The following is a 19,003-nucleotide window of genomic DNA, read 5'->3' on the forward strand; positions in this document are numbered from 1 at the left end:
ATGCAAACTATTTAACTGCTTAACCATCGTGGACCTGGGTAAGCTGCCGGGCGGAGGTGGATCAGTGGAGGACAGGCCGGCCACGACGGCGACGCACGAGCCCGTCGGCAGGCTGCTGCGCCGGGTCTACTCCCGGTTCACCGCCGCGGCCGTGCGAGACGACCCGCAGGCTCGCGACTACGTCGTCCTCGACACCCTCGCCGACCAGGACGCCGACTCCCAGCACGAGCTGGCCGAGCGGCTCGGCATCAACCGGACGATCATGGTGCGGCTGGTCGACCGGTTGCAGGACGCCGGCTACGTGACCCGCACCCGCAACCCGGCCAACCGGCGCTCCTACGTGCTGTCGATCACCGACGAGGGCCGCCGGGCCAGAGACGCCATGCGCCAGGCGGTCGCCGAGCGTGACGCCCGCATCACCGCCTCCCTCACACCGGCCGAGCGGCGGCGCCTCAACGAGTTGCTGAGTCTCCTGCTCCCCGAGCCCGAGCCGCTCCAGACCACCGCCTTCCTGGTCGCCCAGGCCCACTATCGCCTGCGCCGCATGGGCGACGCGCTGCTGTCCGGCGTGGGGCTGCGCACCCGGCACTTCGGTTCGCTGACGGCGATCGACGAGCTGGGCCCGTGCCCCCAGCAGCAGTTCGCCCAGCGCCTCGACATCACCGAGCCCGCCGCCGCCCAGGTGGTCGACGAGCTGGTTCAGCTCGGGCTCGTCGCCCGCGGCCGCGACCCACACGACCGCCGCCGCTACGCCCTGGAGCTCACCGACCTCGGCCGGCAGCGCCTCGTCGTGGTCCACGACGCGCTGGGCCGCCTGCAGGCCGAGGTGCTCGACGTCCTCGGTGCCGACGGCGAACGCGAGCTGCGCGCCCTGCTCGCCAGGCTCCTGCCCGAGGGGTGAGAAGCGCCTCCGCCCGTCGCGTCGGCCCCCTTCGGCCCGTCGCTCCGCTGACGGGAGGAAATGGAGGAGCGTGACCGATTTCGGCATGGCCGGCGGCGAGATGTGCTAACTCTCCGATATGGAGAGATTACTCTACGTATAGCATCGTGGCCGCTTGTCCGCCGCCGCCGTTGGTAGATAGACGACATGGTCAACGATCGAACGGCTGAGGAACCAAAGGAGGGGGCGGCGACGGCCCTCCTGCAGATCGGGCATTTCTTCAGCCGGGGCATCTACTCCGGAGACCTGAGGGATGTCTCCTACCGTGGCGGGCGCACGGGAGAGGTCTTCTACCGCGACCGCTGGGCGCACGACAAGATCGTGCGGTCCACACACGGAGTGAACTGCACGGGCTCGTGCTCGTGGAAGGTGTACGTCAAGGACGGCATCATCACCTGGGAGACCCAGGAGATCGACTATCCGACGGCGGGCCCCGACCGTCCCGAGTACGAGCCCCGGGGCTGCCCGCGCGGAGCGGCGTTCTCCTGGTACACCTACCACCCCACCCGGGTGCGCTACCCGTACGCGCGCGGCGTGCTGGTGGAGATGTACCGCGAGGCCAGGAAGCGGCTCGGCGACCCGGTCCTCGCGTGGGCCGACGTCGTGGGCGACCCGGAGCGGCGACGCCGCTACCAGCAGGCGCGCGGCAAGGGCGGGCTGGTGCGCACCACCTGGGACGAGGCGCTGGAGATGATCGCCGCCGCCCATGTGCACACCATCAAGGAGCACGGCCCCGACCGGATCGCGGGGTTCACCCCCATCCCCGGCCAGTCGATGCTGTCCCACGCGATCGGCACCCGGTTCCTGGCGCTGATCGGCGGCCAGGCGCTGTCGTTCTACGACTGGTACGCCGACCTGCCGGTCGCCTCCCCCCAGGTGTTCGGCGACCAGACCGACGTGCCGGTGTCCGGCGACTGGTGGGACGCGGCCTACCTGATGATGTGGGGCTCCAACGTCCCCGTGACCCGCACACCCGACGCGCACTGGATGACCGAGGCCCGCTACAACGGCCAGAAGGTGGTCGTGGTCTCCCCCGACTACGCCGACAACAGCAAGTTCGCCGACGACTGGCTGCATCCCCATCCCGGCACCGACGGCGCCCTGGCCCACGCGATGGGGCACGTGATGCTGCGGGAGTACTTCGTCGACAGGCAGGTGCCGTACTTCACCGACTACGTGCGCCGCTTCACCGACATGCCGTTCCTCGTGCGACTGGAGGAGAAGGACGGCGCGTACGTTCCGGGACGGTTCCTGCGTGCCGGCGACCTCGGCGGCGCGCACGCCGCGGCCGAGAACGCCGAATGGCGCACCGTGATGCTCGACTCGGCCACCGGCGACGTGGTCGTCCCTCGCGGAACCGTCGCCGACCGCTGGTCGCAGGAGGCGGGACACTGGAACCTGGACCTCGGCGACGTGGTGCCCCAGCTCACCCTGCACGGCACCCCCGACACGGTCGGCGCGGAGCTGCTGCTGCCCCGGTTCGACACCGCCGACGGCTCGGGGGCGGTGCTGCGGCGCGGTGTCCCGGCGAGACGGCTGACCCCCGGCGGGCCGCTGGTCACCACCGTCTTCGACCTGATGCTGGCCCGTTACGGCGTCGGCAGGGACGGACTGCCCGGCAACTGGCCGTCCGGCTACGACGACGCGTCGGCCCCCGGCACTCCGGCCTGGCAGGAGACGATCACCTCGGTGCCGGCCGCCGCCGCCATCCGGACCGCCCGTGAGTTCGCCCTGACCGCCGAGGCCACCAACGGCCGTTGCATGATCCTCATGGGCGCGGGCACCAACCACTGGTTCCATTCGGAGACCACGTACCGCAACTTCATCACCCTGCTGCTGATCACCGGCTGCGTGGGACGCAACGGCGGCGGCTGGGCGCACTACGTCGGCCAGGAGAAGTGCCGCCCGCTCAACGGATGGACCACGCTGGCCACCGCCTCCGACTGGAAGCGGCCGAGCCGGCAGATGATCGGCGCCGGCTTCTTCTTCCTCAACACCGACCAGTGGCGTTACGACCACTTCCACGCCGACGCCCTGGCCTCGCCGCTCGGGCGGGGGCACTTCGCCGGGATGGCCGCCGTGGACATCATGGCGCAGTCGGCCCGGCTCGGCTGGATGCCCTCCTACCCCACCTTCAACCGCAACCCGCTGGACCTGGCCGACGAGGCCCGCGCCTCCGGCCGCGACCCGGGCGAGCACATCGCCGCCGAACTGGCGGCCAACCGGCTGAGCTTCGCCGTCGAGGACCCGGACCATCCAGACAACTGGCCCCGCATCCTCATCACCTGGCGAGCCAACCTGCTGGGCTCCTCCGGCAAGGGCGCCGAGTACTTCCAGCGTCACCTGCTGGGCACGCACAACAACCTGCGGGCCACCGAGGCAGCCGAAGACGTCCGGCCGCGCGACGTGCGGTGGCGCGAACCGGCCCCCGAGGGCAAGCTCGACCTGCTGCTCTCCCTGGACTTCCGGATGACCTCCACGACCCTGCTGTCGGACATCGTCCTGCCCGCCGCGACGTGGTACGAGAAGCACGACCTGAACGCCACCGACATGCACCCGTTCGTGCATTCGTTCAACCCGGCCATCGAGCCGCCCTGGCAGGCCCGCACCGACTTCGAGGTCTTCAACGACATAGCCGACGTCTTCTCCGAGCTGGCCACCCGGCATCTGGCCACCCGGCACGACCTGGTGGCCACGCCCTTCAACCACGACACCCCCGGCGAGCTGGGCAACCCGGCCGGCGCCGCCCAGGACTGGCGGGCCGACGGGTCGACACCGGTTCCGGGCCGGACGATGCCCAGCCTGACCATCGTCGAACGGGACTACACGGCGATCGCCGCTCAGATGCGTGCCCTCGGCCCGCTCGCCAAGTCCAAGGGCCTGCCCTGCAAGGGAGTCACCTACCGGGTGGACGCCGAGGTCAGCGAGCTGGCCGCGATGAACGGCGTCGCACGCGGCGGCCCCGCCGACGGCCAGCCGCTGATCGACACCGGGAAGAAGGCGTGCGAGGCGATCCTGGCCCTGTCCGGCTCGACCAACGGGAACCTCGCCGACCAGGGATTCCAGACCCTGGCCCGGCAGGTGGGCACCGGCGCCGGCCTGGCCGAGCTCGCCCGCGGCGACGCCGACCGCCGCATCAGGTACGCCGACACCCAGGCACATCCGCAGCGCACCATCACCAGCCCCGAGTGGGCCGGCATCGAGACCAGCGATCGCCAGTACAGCGCCTTCACCATCAACACCGAGCAGCGCAAACCCTGGCACACCCTCACCGGGCGCCAGCACTTCTTCCTCGACCACGACTGGATCACCGAACTCGGCGAGAACCTGCCGACCTACCGGCCGCCGCTGAACATGCACCGGCTGTTCGGAGAGCCCGTCCTCGGCTCGGACGGAGCGCGGGAGGTGACCGTCCGCTACCTCACGCCGCACAACAAGTGGTCCATCCACTCGGAGTACCAGGACAACCTGATCATGCTGTCGCTGTCACGGGGCGGCCAGGTCATCTGGATCAGCCCGCAGGACGCCGAGGCCATCGGCGTCGCCGACAACGACTGGATCGAGGCGGTCAACCGCAACGGCGTGGTGGTCGCCCGGGTCATCGTCTCCCATCGGATGCCGGCCGGGACCGTCTACATGCACCACGCCCAGGACCGCGTCATCGCGGTCCCCAAGAGCGAGACCACCGGCCGCCGTGGCGGTGTCCACAACTCGCTCACCCGAGTGCTTCTCAAACCCACCCATTTCATCGGTGGTTACGCCCAGCTCTCCTACTTCCCCAACTACCTCGGTCCGGTCGGCACCCAACGTGACGAGATCACGGTGATCCGGCGGCGCGCGCAGAAGGTCGAGTACTGATGCGAGTCATGGCCCAGATCTGCATGGTGATGAACCTCGACAAGTGCATCGGGTGCCACACCTGCTCGGTCACCTGCAAGCAGACATGGACGAGCCGGCCCGGGGTCGAGTACGTGTGGTTCAACAACGTCGAGACACGCCCCGGGCAGGGCTATCCGCGCCAATACGAAGACCAGGAACGGTGGCACGGCGGCTGGAAACTGACCTCGCGTGGCCGGCTGGTCCCCAAGGCGGGCGGGCGGCTGCGCCGGATGGCGAGCATCTTCGCCAACCCGCTGCTGCCCAACATCCGCGACTACTACGAGCCGTGGACCTACGACTACAACGACCTGTTCGACGCTCCCGCCGGCGACGACTTCCCGGTGGCGCCGCCCCGCTCGCTGATCAGCGGGAAGAAGATGGACAACATCACCTGGTCGGCCAACTGGGACGACGACCTGGGCGGCATGCCGCAGCACAAGGACGACGACGTCATCCTCCAGCGGATCCAGGAGAAGGTCCGCATGGAGCTCGAGCAGACCTTCATGTTCTACCTGCCGCGGATCTGCGAGCACTGCATCAACCCGTCGTGCGTGGCGTCCTGCCCGTCCGGCGCGCTGTACAAGCGCGTGGAGGACGGGATCGTGCTGGTCGACCAGGACCGCTGCCGCGGCTGGCGGATGTGCGTGACCGGCTGCCCGTACAAGAAGATGTACTTCAACCACCGCACCGGCAAGGCCGAGAAGTGCACGTTCTGCTTTCCGCGCATCGAGGTCGGCCAGCCCACCGTCTGCTCCGAGACCTGCGTGGGCCGCCTGCGCTACATCGGCGTGCTGCTCTACGACGCCGACCGGGCGCTGGAGGCCGCCGCCACGCCACGCGAGCAGGACCTCTACCCGGCACAGCTCGGGCTCTTCCTCAACCCGCACGACCCGCAGGTCAGCCTCGCGGCCGAGCGGGCGGGCATCCCGCACGACTGGATCCAGGCGGCCCGCCGGTCTCCCGTCTACGACCTGATCGCCACCTATGGGGTGGCGCTGCCGCTGCATCCCGAATACCGCACGCTGCCGATGGTCTGGTACGTCCCTCCGCTCTCCCCCGTCGTGGAGGCGATCACCGCCTCGGGACACGACGGGGAGGACTACCAGAACCTGTTCGGCGCCATCGACACGCTCCGCATCCCCGTCTCCTACCTGGCCGAACTGTTCACGGCGGGTGACCCGGCCCCTGTGGAGCTGTCGCTGCGGCGGCTGGCCGCGATGCGCTCCCACCGGCGCCGGATCAACCTCGGTGAGGAGGTCGATCCGGCGATCGCGGCGTCGGTCGGCTTCAGCGTCGACCAGCTGGACAGGATGTTCCGGCTGCTCGCCCTGGCGAAGTACGACGAGCGCTATGTCATCCCGACCGCCGCCGCCGGAGACGTAAGGACTCTGGAGGAGACCGCGTTGACCTGCAGCCTGGAGTACGAGGGCGGCCCGGGGATGGGAGGCACCGAGAAATCGGGGCCGTTCGGCGAGGCGTCCGGCCGCCCGGCGCCCCTGTCCGTGGAGACCTTCCACGGCCTGCGCGAACGCCAGACCTCGGAGTCCGCCTCCGAGACCGCCGGCCACCGGGGCCGGGTCAACCTGCTCAACTGGGACGGCCGCGGCCTTCCCGAAGGGCTCTTCCCGTACAAGTCCGATGGCGGTGACAACGGCTCGCGACGCGGTGAGGTGGACAAGGGCGAGGGGCTGGGCAACGAACCGGGCGAGATCAGCGAACGGCGCAAGCGCGGGGAGTCGTCATGAAGCCGCCCTGGACGTCGCGGCGAGCGGAGCTGTCCGCCGACGGCGTGGCCGTGGTGCGCCGGGCGGCCGGGCTGTGCCTGCGCTACCCCGACCAGACGCTGCTCGACCGGTTGCCGCTGATCCGGGCCGCGCTCGCCGAGACTGGCACGCGCCCGCAGGTGGCCGCCGTCGCCGAGTTCGCCGAGCATCTGGCCGGCCAGGAGCTCCTGCGGGCCGAGGAGCACTACGTGTCGATCTTCGACACCCGCAACCGCCGCTCGCTGCACCTGACGTGGTGGACCGACGGCGACACCCGCCGCCGGGGATTCTCGCTGGCCGCGATCAAGGCACGTTACCGGGACCACGGCCTGACGCCTCCCGGCAGTGACGAACTGCCCGACTACCTGCCCGTCGTCCTCGAGTACGCGACGCTGGAGCGGGACGACGGCACGAAGCTGCTCCAGGAACACCGGGCCGGGCTGGAACTGCTGAAGTTCGCCCTGATCGGGGCCGCCACGCCGTACGCGCTCCTGCTGCGAGCGGTGTGCGGCACGCTCCCCGGCCCCTCTCCCCGCACTCGGGAGGAGGCGGCCCGCCTGGCCCGCCGCCCTGTCGGCAGCGGCCCGGAGCTGGTCGGCCTGGGCACCATCGGCCTCCCTCCATCCGGCCTCCCCTCGTCGAGTCCCATCGCCATCACCTCCGGGGTCTCAAGTGATCTCGTCCGCATCGGGCCGGAGCCGGCAGGCCCCGCCCTCTACGATCGTGAAGGTTCCTGATGCCCTCGCCCACTGACATCTTCCTGTGGGGGGCATTTCCCTACATCGCCGTGGCGCTGCTCATCACCGGGCTCATCTGGCGCTACCGCTACGACAAGTTCGGCTGGACGACGCGCTCGTCCGAGCTGTACGAGTCACGGCTGCTGCGGATCGGCAGCCCGATGTTCCACTTCGGACTCCTCATCGTGCTGGTGGGCCACATCCTCGGCCTGTTCATCCCGCTGAGCTGGACGGCCGTCGTCGGTGTCGACGAGAGCATCTACCACGCCATGGCACTCTGGCTGGGCATTGCCGCCGGGGTGCTCACCTACAGCGGCATCGTGTTGCTCATCTGGCGGCGGCGCACCACCGGGCCGGTCTTCCTGTCGACCACCGTCAACGACAAGATCATGTACATCTTCCTGGTCGCCGCCCTGACTCTCGGACTGGCCACCACGCTGATCAACGCCGCGCGCCTGAACTACAACTACCGCGTCGATGTCTCGCCCTGGGTACGCAGCCTCTTCATCTTCCAGCCAGAGGTGTCACTCATGGCACGCACCCCGATCGAATACCGCATCCACGCGATCTCCGGGCTGCTGCTCTTCGCGATCCTGCCGTTCACCCGGCTGGTGCACGCGTTCGCCGCGCCCGTGCAGTACCTGTTCCGGCCCTACATCGTCTACCGCGCCCGTGACCCGCAGAACATCAGCACCGCGGCGCTCCGGCCAGGCTGGAAGCGAAGTGACGTATGAACCGCCGGAAAGGCGCCTTCCACCTGGAGTCACTCGAGCAGCGCTACCCCACCTGGCTGGTGCGTTCCCTTTACACCGGCCTCAATAGCTTCATCTCGATATGCCTCATGGCAGTGATCGCCTACAACACCGATGCCCCGTTCGTCTTCCCGTCGCTGGGCCCCACGGCCTTCCTGCTCTTCTACACGCCGCTGGCGGCCTCGGCCTCCCCGCACAACGCCCTGGTCGGACACCTGATCGGGGTGCTCGCCGGGTGGTTCTCGCTGGCGGTAACCGGTCTGCTCTCGGTGCCTCCCGACCTCGAGAAGATCGACGGCCAGCGGATCCTCGCCTGCGCCATCGCACTCGGCCTGACCTGTGGGCTGATGCCGATCTTCCAGGCGGCTCATCCCCCGGCCGGCGCCACCACCTTGATCGTCTCGCTGGGCCTGCTGCGCACGCCCACCCATCTGCTCATCATGATGGTCGCCGTGTTCGTCATCGTCATCCAGGGATTCATCATCAACCGGATGGCCGGCCTCCCCTATCCGGTGTGGAGGAAACACGCGACGGCCGGCGCCGACTGAGACCTCCCGGACTTCCGGCCGCCGCGTGATCGTTTGCCACGTGTCTGGGCCGAGCCGGGACACGACGCGGTGTCGAACATCGACACACCACGGATCACCGGCGGAGTCGCCCTGAGGACCACTCCGCCGGTGCCGGTCAGTCGGTGCCGAACTCCATCGCGGCGTGATCGAGCAGCTCGTCGCCGCCGGGAACCTCTCCGCGGGAGGCGATCGCCTCGGCCCCGCCCTCGCGCATCGCGCCGATCAGCCCGGTCGGGGCCGCCTGCGCGACACCGAGCAACGCCGGGTGCGAACTGCCGACCAGGCCGAGCCCGGCGTACTGCTCCAGCTTGGCACGAGTGTCGGCGATATCGAGATTGCGCATGGTCAGCTGGCCGATGCGGTCGACCGGCCCGAAGGCGGAGTCCTCGGTCCGCTCCATCGAGAGCTTGTCCGGGTGGTAGCTGAACGCCGGTCCGGACGTGTCCAGGATGGAATAGTCGTCACCACGCCGCAGCCGCAGCGTCACCTCACCGGTGACCGCGGTCCCGACCCAGCGCTGCAGCGACTCGCGCAGCATCAGCGCCTGCGGGTCGAGCCAGCGGCCTTCGTACAGCAGCCTGCCCAGCCGCCGTCCCTCGCTGTGATAGCTGGCCAGGGTGTCCTCGTTGTGGATCGCATTGACCAGCCGCTCATACGACGCGTGCAGCAACGCCATGCCCGGCGCCTCGTAGACGCCCCGGCTCTTGGCCTCGATGACCCGGTTCTCGATCTGGTCGGACATGCCCATGCCGTGCCGGCCGCCGATGGCGTTGGCCTCCAGCACCAGGTCGACGGCGGAGGCGAACTCCTTGCCGTTGATCGTCACCGGTCGTCCCTGCTCGAACCCGATCGTGACGTCCTCGGCGGCTATCTCGACGGCGGGATCCCAGAACCGCACGCCCATGATCGGTTCGACGATCTCGATGCCCGTGTCGAGGTGCTCGAGCGCCTTGGCCTCGTGGGTCGCGCCCCAGATGTTCGCGTCGGTGGAGTAGGCCTTCTCCGTGCTGTCGCGATAGGGCAGGTCGTGGGCGAGCAGCCACTCCGACATCTCCCTGCGCCCGCCGAGCTCGCTGACGAAGTCGGCGTCCAGCCACGGCTTGTAGATCCGCAGGGAGGGGTTGGCCAGCAGGCCGTAACGGTAGAACCGCTCGATGTCGTTGCCCTTGAAGGTGGAGCCGTCTCCCCAGATCTGCACGTCGTCCTGGAGCATCGCGCGCACCAGCAGGGTGCCCGTGACGGCCCGCCCGAGCGGGGTGGTGTTGAAGTAGGCGCGGCCACCGGAGCGGATGTGGAACGCCCCGCAGGCCAGGGCCGCGAGCCCTTCCTCCACGAGGGCCGCCCGGCAGTCGACCAGCCGGGCGACCTCGGCGCCGTATGCCGTGGCACGGCTGGGCACCGAGGCGATGTCGGGCTCGTCGTACTGGCCGATGTCAGCGGTGTAGGTGCACGGAACCGCACCCTTCTCGCGCATCCACGCGACCGCTACCGAGGTGTCGAGGCCGCCGGAGAAGGCGATGCCGACGCGTTCGCCGACAGGCAGGGAGTTGAGGACTTTGGACACGAGTAGAAGTATATACACACCACTGCATGTCCATTCAACAGGTTGCGGAAACCACGAACGAACACCTCGCGATCCCCTGACCTGGCCGGCGCCACTCCCCGGCCTCCCCGTCTCACACCGGATCCGGCCTCGCGGGGCTGGCTGCGCAGGCCGACCTTCCGTCAAGCGGCGTCGAGGGCTGCGGTGATCTTGCGGGCCATGTCAGCGATGGTGGGGCTGGGCTGGCCCTGGTGGGTCCGGGCGGCCGCTTCGACGGCAACGAGGACGGTGCTGCGGAAGTTGCCGGCCTCTGCCGGATCCTGCTGCTTGAGCAGGCTCATGGCTGCCGTCAGGGCCGGCAGCACCTGGTCGGCGATTGCGGCTACGGACTTGCTGTCCAGCTTCATGTCCTTTGGATACTCGGCGAGCACGTGCCCGACCAGCCCGGTGGCGGAGGACAGGGCGATGGAGCCCTCGGTGGTCGCCCGGTGGGGCTTGCCGGCGGCATCAGCGGCGGCCAGCAGCGAGACGGCGCCGTACGCGGCGGTGCGCAGGGTGAGCTTGTCCTGGTCGGAAAGGGTGACGGACATGGTCGTGTACTCCTTTACATCTGTTACGAAACGCAGTTGAAACGGACGGATGGTGGAACGCGGTCCTGCTGGTGCCGGGGGTATCTAGATTGCTGAGGTCGGGCCGCCCGAGGGGATCTCACCCTTGGGCGGCCCGGCCTCAGGCAGACAGGGCCAAGTCCAACCCCGCGCGGAAAACGTCAACGGTTCGGCCGCCAGGGGCTGACCGTTGGGTGCCGTGGGTTGAGGCGGCCTACCGGGCGCGGGCTCGGTGTCAGTCGTCGATCGCCTGGTAGAGCGTGGTCCAGAAGTCGTGGATAAGCCGCGCCGAATCCGGGGTGGACATTCCGACCTGGGTGAGCAGGATTCCGGTGAGCTGGTTGTCCGGGTCGGCGTAGGTCGAGGTGCCGCTTCCGCCGTCCCAGCCGAACTGGCCGATGGAGGCGTAGTCGCCACGGTAGGTGCGCACCGCCATCCCGAAGCCCCAGCCGCCGTGCTGCCCTTGGCCGAATGACACATGGACGTTGTTGCTGGCCATGGCGTGTCGGGCGGCTTGTTGCTCGGGCGTGAGGCGGGTGGTGGTCATCAGCTCGACGGCGGGCCGGGACAAGATCCGTTCGCCCCCGTGCATCCCGTGATTCAGCAGCATCCGGAAGTAGGCGTGGTAGTCGTCGACGGTGGAGACCAGCCCGCCGCCGCCGCCCTGGAACGCCGGAGGCTGGCTCCACCGTCCACCCGCGGCCTCGTCCCACACGATGAACTCTCCGGTCTGCGGGTCGGGGGCGTACAGGGTCGGCAGCCGGTCGATCTTGCCGGCGGGCACGTGGAAACCGGTGTCCTTCATGCCCAGGGGGCCGAAGATGCGTTCGCGCAGGAACGTCTCAAACGACTGGCCCGTGACCCTGGCGACGAGCACGCCGAGCAGATCGTTGCTGATGTGGTACTGCCAGCGCTCTCCGGGCTGGTGCATCAGCGGAAGCGCGCCAAGGCGGCGCATCCACTCATCCGGCTCGGGCATCGGCTCCGGTAGATCGGGCGTGAGCCCCTGCTCGAAGATCGCGCCCATGATCGGAGTGCCCAGCGACGTCATATCCATGCCGAGCCCGAACGTGGAGGTCAGCAGGTCCCGTACGGTGATCGGCCGCCGCGCCGGCACGGTATCGTCCAGCGGGCCGTCGATCCGCTTCAGCACCCGCCGGTCAGCGAGTTCCGGCAGCCACGGCTCTACCAGGTCATCCAGCCGCAGCCTGCACTCGTCGAGCAGGACCATCGCCGCCGCGATCGCGACCGGCTTGGACGTCGAGGCCATCCGGAAGATCGTGTCCCGGCGCATCGGCGCGCCACCGTCATGGCGCATCGTCCCGATCGCTTCGACGTGCGTCTCACCGCCCCGGCCGACCAGGGCGACAAGCCCGGGAATCTTCCCGGACTCGACATGCCGCGCCAGCACCTCACGCAGTCTGCGCAGCCCCGCTGCGGAGAAGCCGCTATTGCCAGTTCCCATCATGAATCTCCTTACATACAGTGTTCGATCTCTGCGAGACCCCGTCCCGGCCTGGCGCTCATGGCTTCCACGAGCGACGCACGGGTCGGGGGTGAGCTCGGCGTGGTCACGGCATCCACCATCGCCGACCGCTCTGATACCGGGCCGTTGCCGTCCTGACGCCGCAGTTGACACGCGGCGGGAAGCAGTCGGTGGTTGAGGGTGTAGAACTCGGCGGTGCTGGTGGTGGCCTCGCCCACGCCCACCCACCTGCGTGTCGCCCACCATGGCGTTGAACGCGTCCAGGTCGTGCGATCCGCTGCGGGGCGAGATGGAGGCGAGCGGTCCCGGCGCCTGTCAGGTCAGATCCGGGGGCCGAGAAAGCAGCCGCCGGAGGCGTCGATGATCTGCCCGGTCACCCAGCGGCCCGCCTCGCCGGCCAGGAAGGCGACCACGTCGGCGATGTCGGCGGGCTGGCCGGCCCGGGGGATGGCGTTGCCGCTGCCCACCATCTGCTGGACCTGCGGGTTGTCGAGCATCCACGGGTTCATGTCGGTGACCGTCGGGCCGGGCGCCACGGCGTTGACCGTGATGCCGCGCCCGCCGACGAGCTGGGCCAGGGAGCGGCTGAGCACCTCGATGGCGGCTTTGCTCATCGCGTAGGGCTGCTCGGGCATTGCGATCCTGGTCGCCGCGGTTGACAGGTTGATGATGCGGCCGCCGTCGTTCAGCAGGGGCAGGGCTCGCTGGGTGATGAACAGCGGCGCCTTGGTGTTGACGGCGATCAGCCGGTCGAACGCCTCCGGGGTGATCGTCTCGATCGAGTCGGCGGTGATGGCGGCGTTGTTGACCAGGATGTCCAGCCGCACCTGGCCGGTCGACGCGAGCAGGCCCGCCTCCAGGGCGGCGAACAGGGTGTCCACATCCCCGGGCACGCCCAGCTCGGCCCGTACCGGGAAGGCCTGGCCGCCGTCCTTCTCGATCAGGTGCACGGTCTCCCGGGCGGCCGTCTCGTTGTGGCCGTAGTGCACGGCCACCAGCGCCCCGTCGGCCGCCAGCCGCCGCGCGATGGCCCGCCCGATCCCCCGCGAAGCCCCGGTCACCAGCGCCGTCTTGCTCATCAAAGGCGTCATCTCGTCACTCCAGAAGTGGTCTGACTCTCCCGGTGACTAGGATCAACGCGAACAACCATCCGAAACAACGACAACCTACGCAACGCCGCATTAACCTCCGAGTTAACGCGAAGGAGGATCGTGGAACTTCGCGACATCGAGATCTTCCTGACCCTGGCCGAAGAGCTGCATTTCGGGCGGACCGCCGAGCGGCTGCGCGTCACCCCCGCCCGCATCACCCAGGCCATCAAGAAACAGGAACGCCAGATCGGCGCCCCGCTGTTCGAGCGCGCCAACCGCACGGTCCGGCTGACCCCGCTCGGCCGGCAGCTCCGCGACGACCTCTGGCCCGTCTACACCGGGCTCCAGGACGGCATGCGCCGCGCCAAGCTCGCCGCCCAGGGCTTCACCGCCGTGCTGCGCGTCGGCATGCTCCCTATCAACGTCCAAGACCTGCGCCCCTACTGGGACACCTTCCGCACCCGCCACCCGCAGTGGAAGCTGCAGATCCAGCACGCCTCCTTCGTCGACCCGTTCGCCGGGTTGCGCCGTGGCGACCTCGACATCCTGGTCTGCTGGCTGCCGGTCGAAGAACCCGACCTGACGGTGGGCCCGGTCCTGTTCACCGAGCCGCGGGTGCTGGCCGTGGCCGCCGAGCACGAACTCACCCGGCGCGGATCCGTCTCACTGGAGATGCTCGCCGACTTCCAGCACGCGAACTCCCCAGCGTCGCCGGACTACTGGGCCGACGGCTACGTCCCGTCCCACACCCGCTCGGGGCGCCGGATCGAACGCGGCCCGTTGGTACGCAACACGGAGGAGGTTCTCACCCTGGCCAGCACCGGGGAGCTCGTCAACCTCTTCCCCGCCCACATGAGGCGCTATTGGAGCCGGCCCGACATCGCCTACCTGCCCGTCAGTGACATCGACGCCCTGCCGTATGCCCTGGTGTGGCGTACCGAGACTGAGAACGACCTCATCCGGGCCCTCGCCCGAGTCGCCGCCGACATCGGCACCCTCATCGCCTGAGCCGCGCATCCTGGGTACGTCGCGTTGGTCGCGCACGGTGAGGAGCTCCGCGTCCGGTGGTGTCGCCGGACTGCTGGCGTCAACCAAAGTTGTCCCGGGTCGTGGCAGGGCCTGTTCACCATGGCGACCATGTTGATGAGGTCCGGGCGGCCCCACAGGGTGATCTTCAGGAAACGAAGGCTTTTGAAGCCTGTCAGGGCTGGATCGCGTCTGGGGCTTTACTCCCCAGGCAGCTCAGCGCCTGCATAGCCTCACGCTCTATGCGTGAAAGATCGCAGAGGATGGTGCCCGCCTGTACGAGGCACTGCGCATTGCCTGATTCGCCGGCTTTTGTGATCAGTGCTGCGGCTTCCGTCCATAGGGTGGCTGCCTCGGTGTACAACCTGTGGCCGGTGCGCAGGTGGCTGCTGTCGAGCAGTTGGATGCATTCGGCGAGGAAGTCGCGGTAGAGGTTACGGAACAGGGCGCCGCCGTTGCCGGCCTTCTCCATCAAGAGGGCAGCCTGCGGTAGGTCCCGCTGCGGGTTGTCGGTGCGCTGGAGCCATGTGCGTACCAGCTTGCCGGCCTTCTCGATGCCTCGGTGGCCGAGGTTGGTGATGGGCGGGTTGAGGAAGGCGTCGGCGCAGGCGGTGATGGCGGGGATGATCTGGCCCTGTGGGGAGGGCAGGTTCCTCGGATTGGTGAGGGTGAAGGACCGGTGCTTGGCGGTCATCGGGCCGCGTGCGGCTCTGGCCTGGGCGAGGCTGGTCAGGCTGGTGGATACCGTTCCTCCTTGCTGGTCGGTGTCCACCAGGTAGGCGTCGTGGTCGTCGTAGCCGTACATGGCGACGACATGACCGCCGAAGTGCACCTTCGAGGCGAAGTAGTCCAGGTAGTAGCTGTCGAGTTGCAGTCCGACGGGCTGGCCGGCGTCGATGGAGGCCACCACGTTTTCCCAAGCCCGGCGGGGGGAGGTGGTCTCCTGGACCAGGAGCTCAAGCCCGAGTCTGGTGGCCAGGTTTCTGGTGAGGTCGAAAGGCTTGACCCGTCCCCCGAGGAAGGGGAAGCCCATGTTCTTGCTGTCCCAGTAGATGAAGGACAGACCGGAGCCGAGGCCGAAGAGCATGGGCTCGGACAGATCGAGTCCCTGGTGCCGCAGCAGCACTCCCAGAGCTGTCGTCTCGCAGTGCTGCGTACCGCGGGCATCAATGTCTATTACCGTGGTCATGCCATGGTCTCCTGGAGGGCGATGATCAGCCGGGTCATCAGTTCTTCTTGCGGTTCTTCTTGTGGTGCCTCTGCCGGCCCGACGAGATAGGCCTCCCGTACGGGCGCTTGCGGGCGCAGCCCGCGCTCGTGGATGGCGGCGAAGAGAGCGTTTCCAGCATCTCCAGTCGTGCCTGGTCCCTGCTGATCCGCTCGGCCAGCCGGTCCCGCTCAGCGCGCAGGATCTGTGCCCTGGACTCAGGCTGGGCAGCCAGCGCCTGGGCGATCACAGCCAGGGGAAGATCCATCTCGCGGAGCAGGGCGATGGTCAGGGCATCACGTGCCTGTTCAGGCGCGTAATAGCGGTAGCCGGACCTGGCGTCCACGCGGACCGGAGCCAATAGCCCCATCTCGTCGTAGCGCCGCAACTGCTTGACGCTGAGCCGGCACAGGCGGGCGAAGCGCCCGATGGTGAGAAGTTCGTCTTGCACGTCATCATGGTGGACTCTCCCACGGTGGGAGAGTCCAACGCTGTAGCCATTGGCCCCAAGGCCGCCCCACTTCTCTTCGCCGCCGCAGGTTGGCGATGCACCGCGCTGGGGCGCGATGCCAGCGATGAATGCTGGGGCTCGCCGAACTCGACCGGGTCGAGCCGGCCGTCGGCGACGGCGGCGCGCAGCAGTTCGATGACCCGGTCGCGGTCCGCGTCGGACGCGCGCAGCACAGGTGAGCTGGGCGGATCTGCCGGCATTCGGCCTCCTCGGTGGTGAGGTGGTGGCACCGTGCCACCGAAATTGCTGACCGGCCGGTTAAGGGGATGGCTACCTAGGCGGTCCTGTGGCGGTAGGTGTTCATGGCGAAGGCGAACGTGACGATGAGGATGCCGACACACCAGGCGAGGGCGATCCAGATGTCGGTGCCGACCGGCTGCTGGGTGAACAGGTCGCGGACGGCGTTGACGATGGAGGTCACCGGCTGGTGCTCGGCGAAGGCACGCACCGGGCCGGGCATGGTGTCGGTGGGTACGAAGGCCGAGCTGAGGAACGGCAGGAAGATGAGCGGGTAGGAGAACGCGCTCGCGCCCTCCACGGACTTCGCGGACAGACCGGGGATGACGGCCAGCCACGTCAACGCCAGGGTGAACAGGATCAAGATGCCGGCCACCGCGAGCCACGCCGGCACTCCCGCCGCCGAGCGAAAGCCCATGAGCAGGGCGACGAGCACGACGACCACGAGCGAGATCGAATTGGCGACCAGCGAGGTCAGCACGTGCGCCCACAGCACGGACGAGCGTGCGATCGGCATGGACTGGAAGCGCTCGAAGATGCCGCCCTTCATGTCCATGAACAGCCGGACTGCGGTGTAGGCGATGCCCGAGGCAACGGTGATGAGCAAGATGCCGGGCAGCAGATAGTTCACATACGAATCCGACCCCGTGTTGATCGCGCCGCCGAACACGTAGACGAACATCAGCATCATGGCGATCGGCATGATCGCGGTGGTGATGATGGTGTCCGGGCTGCGCGCGATGTGGCGCAGGGATCGTCCCAGCAGGACGGCGGTGTCGCCGAAGAAGTGCTTGGTCATCGTGGTTCCTTACGCGTTCGTACCGACGTTGCGGTCATGGCCGTTCTTGCCGTTGTCACCGACGAGGGCGAGGAAGACGTCCTCGAGAGTCGGCTGCTTTTCGACGTATTCGACCTTGGCCGGCGGCAGCAGTTGCTTGAGCTCGGCCAGGGTGCCGTTGACGATGATCCGGCCCTCGTGCAGGATCGCGATCCGGTCGGCGAGCTGTTCGGCCTCGTCCAGATACTGCGTCGTGAGCAGCACCGTCGTACCGTGGTGGGCGAGTTCCTTGACGGCCTGCCACACCTCGATGCGCGCCTGGGGGTCCAGCCCGGTGGTCGGTTCGTCGAGGAAGATGACCGGCGGATTGCCGATGAGGCTCATCGCGATGTCGAGGCGGCGGCGCATGCCACCCGAATACGTCGACACCTTCCGCGCGCCCGCATCCGTCAGTGAGAAACGCTTCAGCAGGTCATCGGCGATTTTGCCCGGATCCTTGAGGTGCCGCAGCCGGGCAACCAGCACCAGGTTCTCCCGCCCGCTGAGGATCTCATCGACGGCCGCGAACTGCCCCGTCAGGCTGATCGACTCCCGCACGTTCGCCGGTTGCGTGGCGACGTCGAAGCCGTTGACACTGGCCGTGCCCGCGTCAGCCTTGAGCAGCGTGGACAGGATTTTCACGACCGTGGTCTTGCCTGCCCCGTTGGAGCCGAGCAGGGCGAAGATGCTGCCCCGCGCCACGTCGAAGTCCACGCCGCGCAGTACCTGCAGCTCCTTGTACGACTTCTGCAGGCCCTGCACGTGGATCACAGGCTCTCGGACCTTATCGGCTGTCATTCAGATATCCGTTCTCTGTTTGGTCACGGCTTGTCGCCCGTGGCGCGATCGATGGTGTTGGTCAGCCGTTCTCGCTCGCGGCTGATCCGCTGACCCGGCGGATGGTTCGCTAGGAATGCCTCGGCGAACTCCACCCAGTCCGGCCCGGCGACTTCGCGGATGGGAGTTCCGTCCGCCGCGCTCTGCTCGACCAGGTCGGCGAGATCTTCCGGCATCGTTGGCAGGTGTCCGCCTTGTCCGGCGGCCTGAAGGACTGCGGGTACCGCTGCAGCGCATTGATCGCCGTGCGAGAGGTGGCGGGAAGCCGCTGCGTGCGCGCCTTGCATGGGCCGATAGCGCCGCTGTCCTCAATCGGCCCGGTGAGTGTCTCCAGGGCTACTGGTAGCGCCGCTTCGGCTCGCTCGCTCGGCTGATTACGTAGGTGAGTTGCGACAGTGTTTGTCGATGAGTTTGGACAGCGCTGAGGTCTTCGCCTGTCAGTGACGGGTGCCGCCGGCCGCCGAGCCCACTACACGTCTCGACCTCGAATCCCGGGTCCTGTTCGCGCCATGATCGGGGCGTCGGCGGCATCGAGATCGAAGCTCGTGATGTTACCGCACGGGCTTGATTCAGATCATCGAGGCGCTGGAGTTCGGGTCGGCCAACACCGTGCATGCGCCGATGATGCGGGCGCTGGCGCTGATCAAGCGGGATGAGGCCGGGTCGACGGGTGTTACTTCTCGGCCGTGCCGGGTTCCCCTCTGATGGACTCCTGATAGATGTCCGCGTAGGTGCGCGAGTCCTTGACCAGGTCGTCGCAGAAGGCGGCGACGTCGTTGCCGATGAGTTCCAGGACTCCCTTGCCGGCCGCGACGCCCTCCTCGAAGAAATCGACGATCCCTGAGAGCAGGGACCCGTCAAGCAAGTCGATCGGTCCAACCTTGAAGAAGTACCTCTGAATCTCCTTGTAGACGATCTGGTAGTCCGGCGGGAGCGCCTTGACCCGCGCCATGTGCGCCCGCCACTGCTTCTTGCCCTCGATGATGTCTTGGATGCCCAC

Annotated in this window: 17 protein-coding genes and 1 pseudogene; 7 read left to right on the top strand and 11 right to left on the bottom strand. The window is 68.2% G+C overall.

Going from position 1 to position 19,003, the window contains the following annotated elements:
* The first annotated feature begins 64 nt into the window (after positions 1-64).
* The 6 genes from AB0C16_RS11735 (at position 65) to AB0C16_RS11760 (ending at position 8,619) form a co-directional block, all read left to right on the top strand.
* Positions 65-901: a MarR family transcriptional regulator gene (locus AB0C16_RS11735; protein ID WP_357681581.1), complete on the top strand. Its 837-nt coding sequence runs from the start codon at positions 65-67 to the stop codon at positions 899-901.
* A gap of 186 nt (positions 902-1,087) precedes the next feature.
* Positions 1,088-4,798: a nitrate reductase subunit alpha gene (locus AB0C16_RS11740; protein ID WP_357681583.1), complete on the top strand. Its 3,711-nt coding sequence runs from the start codon at positions 1,088-1,090 to the stop codon at positions 4,796-4,798.
* Entirely contained in the window at positions 4,798-6,564 is a 1,767-nt protein-coding gene (gene narH, locus AB0C16_RS11745; RefSeq protein ID WP_357681585.1) for a nitrate reductase subunit beta, read from the top strand. Before AB0C16_RS11740 ends, narH begins: the two co-directional genes overlap by 1 nt.
* Positions 6,561-7,319, top strand: coding sequence for a nitrate reductase molybdenum cofactor assembly chaperone (gene narJ / locus AB0C16_RS11750; RefSeq protein ID WP_357681587.1), 759 nt, complete (start codon positions 6,561-6,563; stop codon positions 7,317-7,319). The genes narH and narJ overlap by 4 nt, the downstream gene beginning before the upstream one ends.
* A complete protein-coding gene (gene narI, locus AB0C16_RS11755; protein ID WP_357681588.1) occupies positions 7,319-8,053 on the top strand; it encodes a respiratory nitrate reductase subunit gamma in 735 nt (244 codons plus the stop codon). The genes narJ and narI overlap by 1 nt, the downstream gene beginning before the upstream one ends.
* Entirely contained in the window at positions 8,050-8,619 is a 570-nt protein-coding gene (locus AB0C16_RS11760; protein WP_357681590.1) for an HPP family protein, read from the top strand. Before narI ends, AB0C16_RS11760 begins: the two co-directional genes overlap by 4 nt.
* Positions 8,620-8,755: 136 nt before the next feature.
* Here AB0C16_RS11760 and argG read toward each other — a convergent pair whose 3' ends face one another.
* From argG to AB0C16_RS11780, 4 genes are all read right to left on the bottom strand, one after another.
* Complete coding sequence (gene argG / locus AB0C16_RS11765; protein WP_357681592.1) at positions 8,756-10,204, bottom strand: argininosuccinate synthase; 1,449 nt, start codon at positions 10,202-10,204, stop codon at positions 8,756-8,758.
* A 161-nt stretch (positions 10,205-10,365) separates the two neighbouring features.
* Complete coding sequence (locus AB0C16_RS11770; protein ID WP_357681594.1) at positions 10,366-10,773, bottom strand: hypothetical protein; 408 nt, start codon at positions 10,771-10,773, stop codon at positions 10,366-10,368.
* A gap of 253 nt (positions 10,774-11,026) precedes the next feature.
* Positions 11,027-12,256, bottom strand: coding sequence for a serine hydrolase domain-containing protein (locus tag AB0C16_RS11775; RefSeq protein ID WP_357681596.1), 1,230 nt, complete (start codon positions 12,254-12,256; stop codon positions 11,027-11,029).
* Positions 12,257-12,597: 341 nt separating this feature from the next.
* Entirely contained in the window at positions 12,598-13,368 is a 771-nt protein-coding gene (locus AB0C16_RS11780; RefSeq protein WP_357681597.1) for an SDR family oxidoreductase, read from the bottom strand.
* 120 nt (positions 13,369-13,488) lie between these two features.
* On the opposite strand from AB0C16_RS11780, the gene AB0C16_RS11785 reads away from it, so the two are divergent.
* Complete coding sequence (locus AB0C16_RS11785) at positions 13,489-14,376, top strand: LysR family transcriptional regulator (RefSeq protein WP_357681599.1); 888 nt, start codon at positions 13,489-13,491, stop codon at positions 14,374-14,376.
* Positions 14,377-14,569: 193 nt separating this feature from the next.
* Here AB0C16_RS11785 and AB0C16_RS11790 read toward each other — a convergent pair whose 3' ends face one another.
* From AB0C16_RS11790 to AB0C16_RS11820, 7 genes and pseudogenes are all read right to left on the bottom strand, one after another.
* Positions 14,570-15,583 (bottom strand): BtrH N-terminal domain-containing protein, encoded by a 1,014-nt coding sequence (locus AB0C16_RS11790; RefSeq protein WP_357681601.1) that lies wholly within the window; start codon positions 15,581-15,583, stop codon positions 14,570-14,572.
* A 37-nt stretch (positions 15,584-15,620) separates the two neighbouring features.
* On the bottom strand, positions 15,621-16,052 hold the full coding sequence (locus AB0C16_RS11795; RefSeq protein ID WP_357681603.1) for a MerR family transcriptional regulator: 432 nt from the start codon (positions 16,050-16,052) through the stop codon (positions 15,621-15,623).
* Positions 16,053-16,198: 146 nt separating this feature from the next.
* Positions 16,199-16,312, bottom strand: a pseudogene (locus tag AB0C16_RS11800) (DUF1707 domain-containing protein); the annotation flags it as partial.
* A 74-nt stretch (positions 16,313-16,386) separates the two neighbouring features.
* The gene (locus AB0C16_RS11805; protein WP_357681605.1) at positions 16,387-17,148 is read right to left on the bottom strand and encodes an ABC transporter permease; all 762 of its coding nucleotides are present in this window, start codon (positions 17,146-17,148) and stop codon (positions 16,387-16,389) included.
* Between the two features lie 9 nt (positions 17,149-17,157).
* On the bottom strand, positions 17,158-17,880 hold the full coding sequence (locus AB0C16_RS11810) for an ATP-binding cassette domain-containing protein (RefSeq protein WP_357681607.1): 723 nt from the start codon (positions 17,878-17,880) through the stop codon (positions 17,158-17,160).
* Positions 17,881-17,987: 107 nt separating this feature from the next.
* Positions 17,988-18,179: a hypothetical protein gene (locus AB0C16_RS11815; protein ID WP_357681609.1), complete on the bottom strand. Its 192-nt coding sequence runs from the start codon at positions 18,177-18,179 to the stop codon at positions 17,988-17,990.
* Between the two features lie 497 nt (positions 18,180-18,676).
* A complete protein-coding gene (locus tag AB0C16_RS11820) occupies positions 18,677-19,003 on the bottom strand; it encodes a DUF1048 domain-containing protein (protein ID WP_347594848.1) in 327 nt (108 codons plus the stop codon).

Origin of the sequence: Nonomuraea sp. NPDC048916 (genome assembly GCF_040649575.1) — a bacterium.
In the GTDB taxonomy this organism is placed as follows: Bacteria; Actinomycetota; Actinomycetes; order Streptosporangiales; family Streptosporangiaceae; genus Nonomuraea.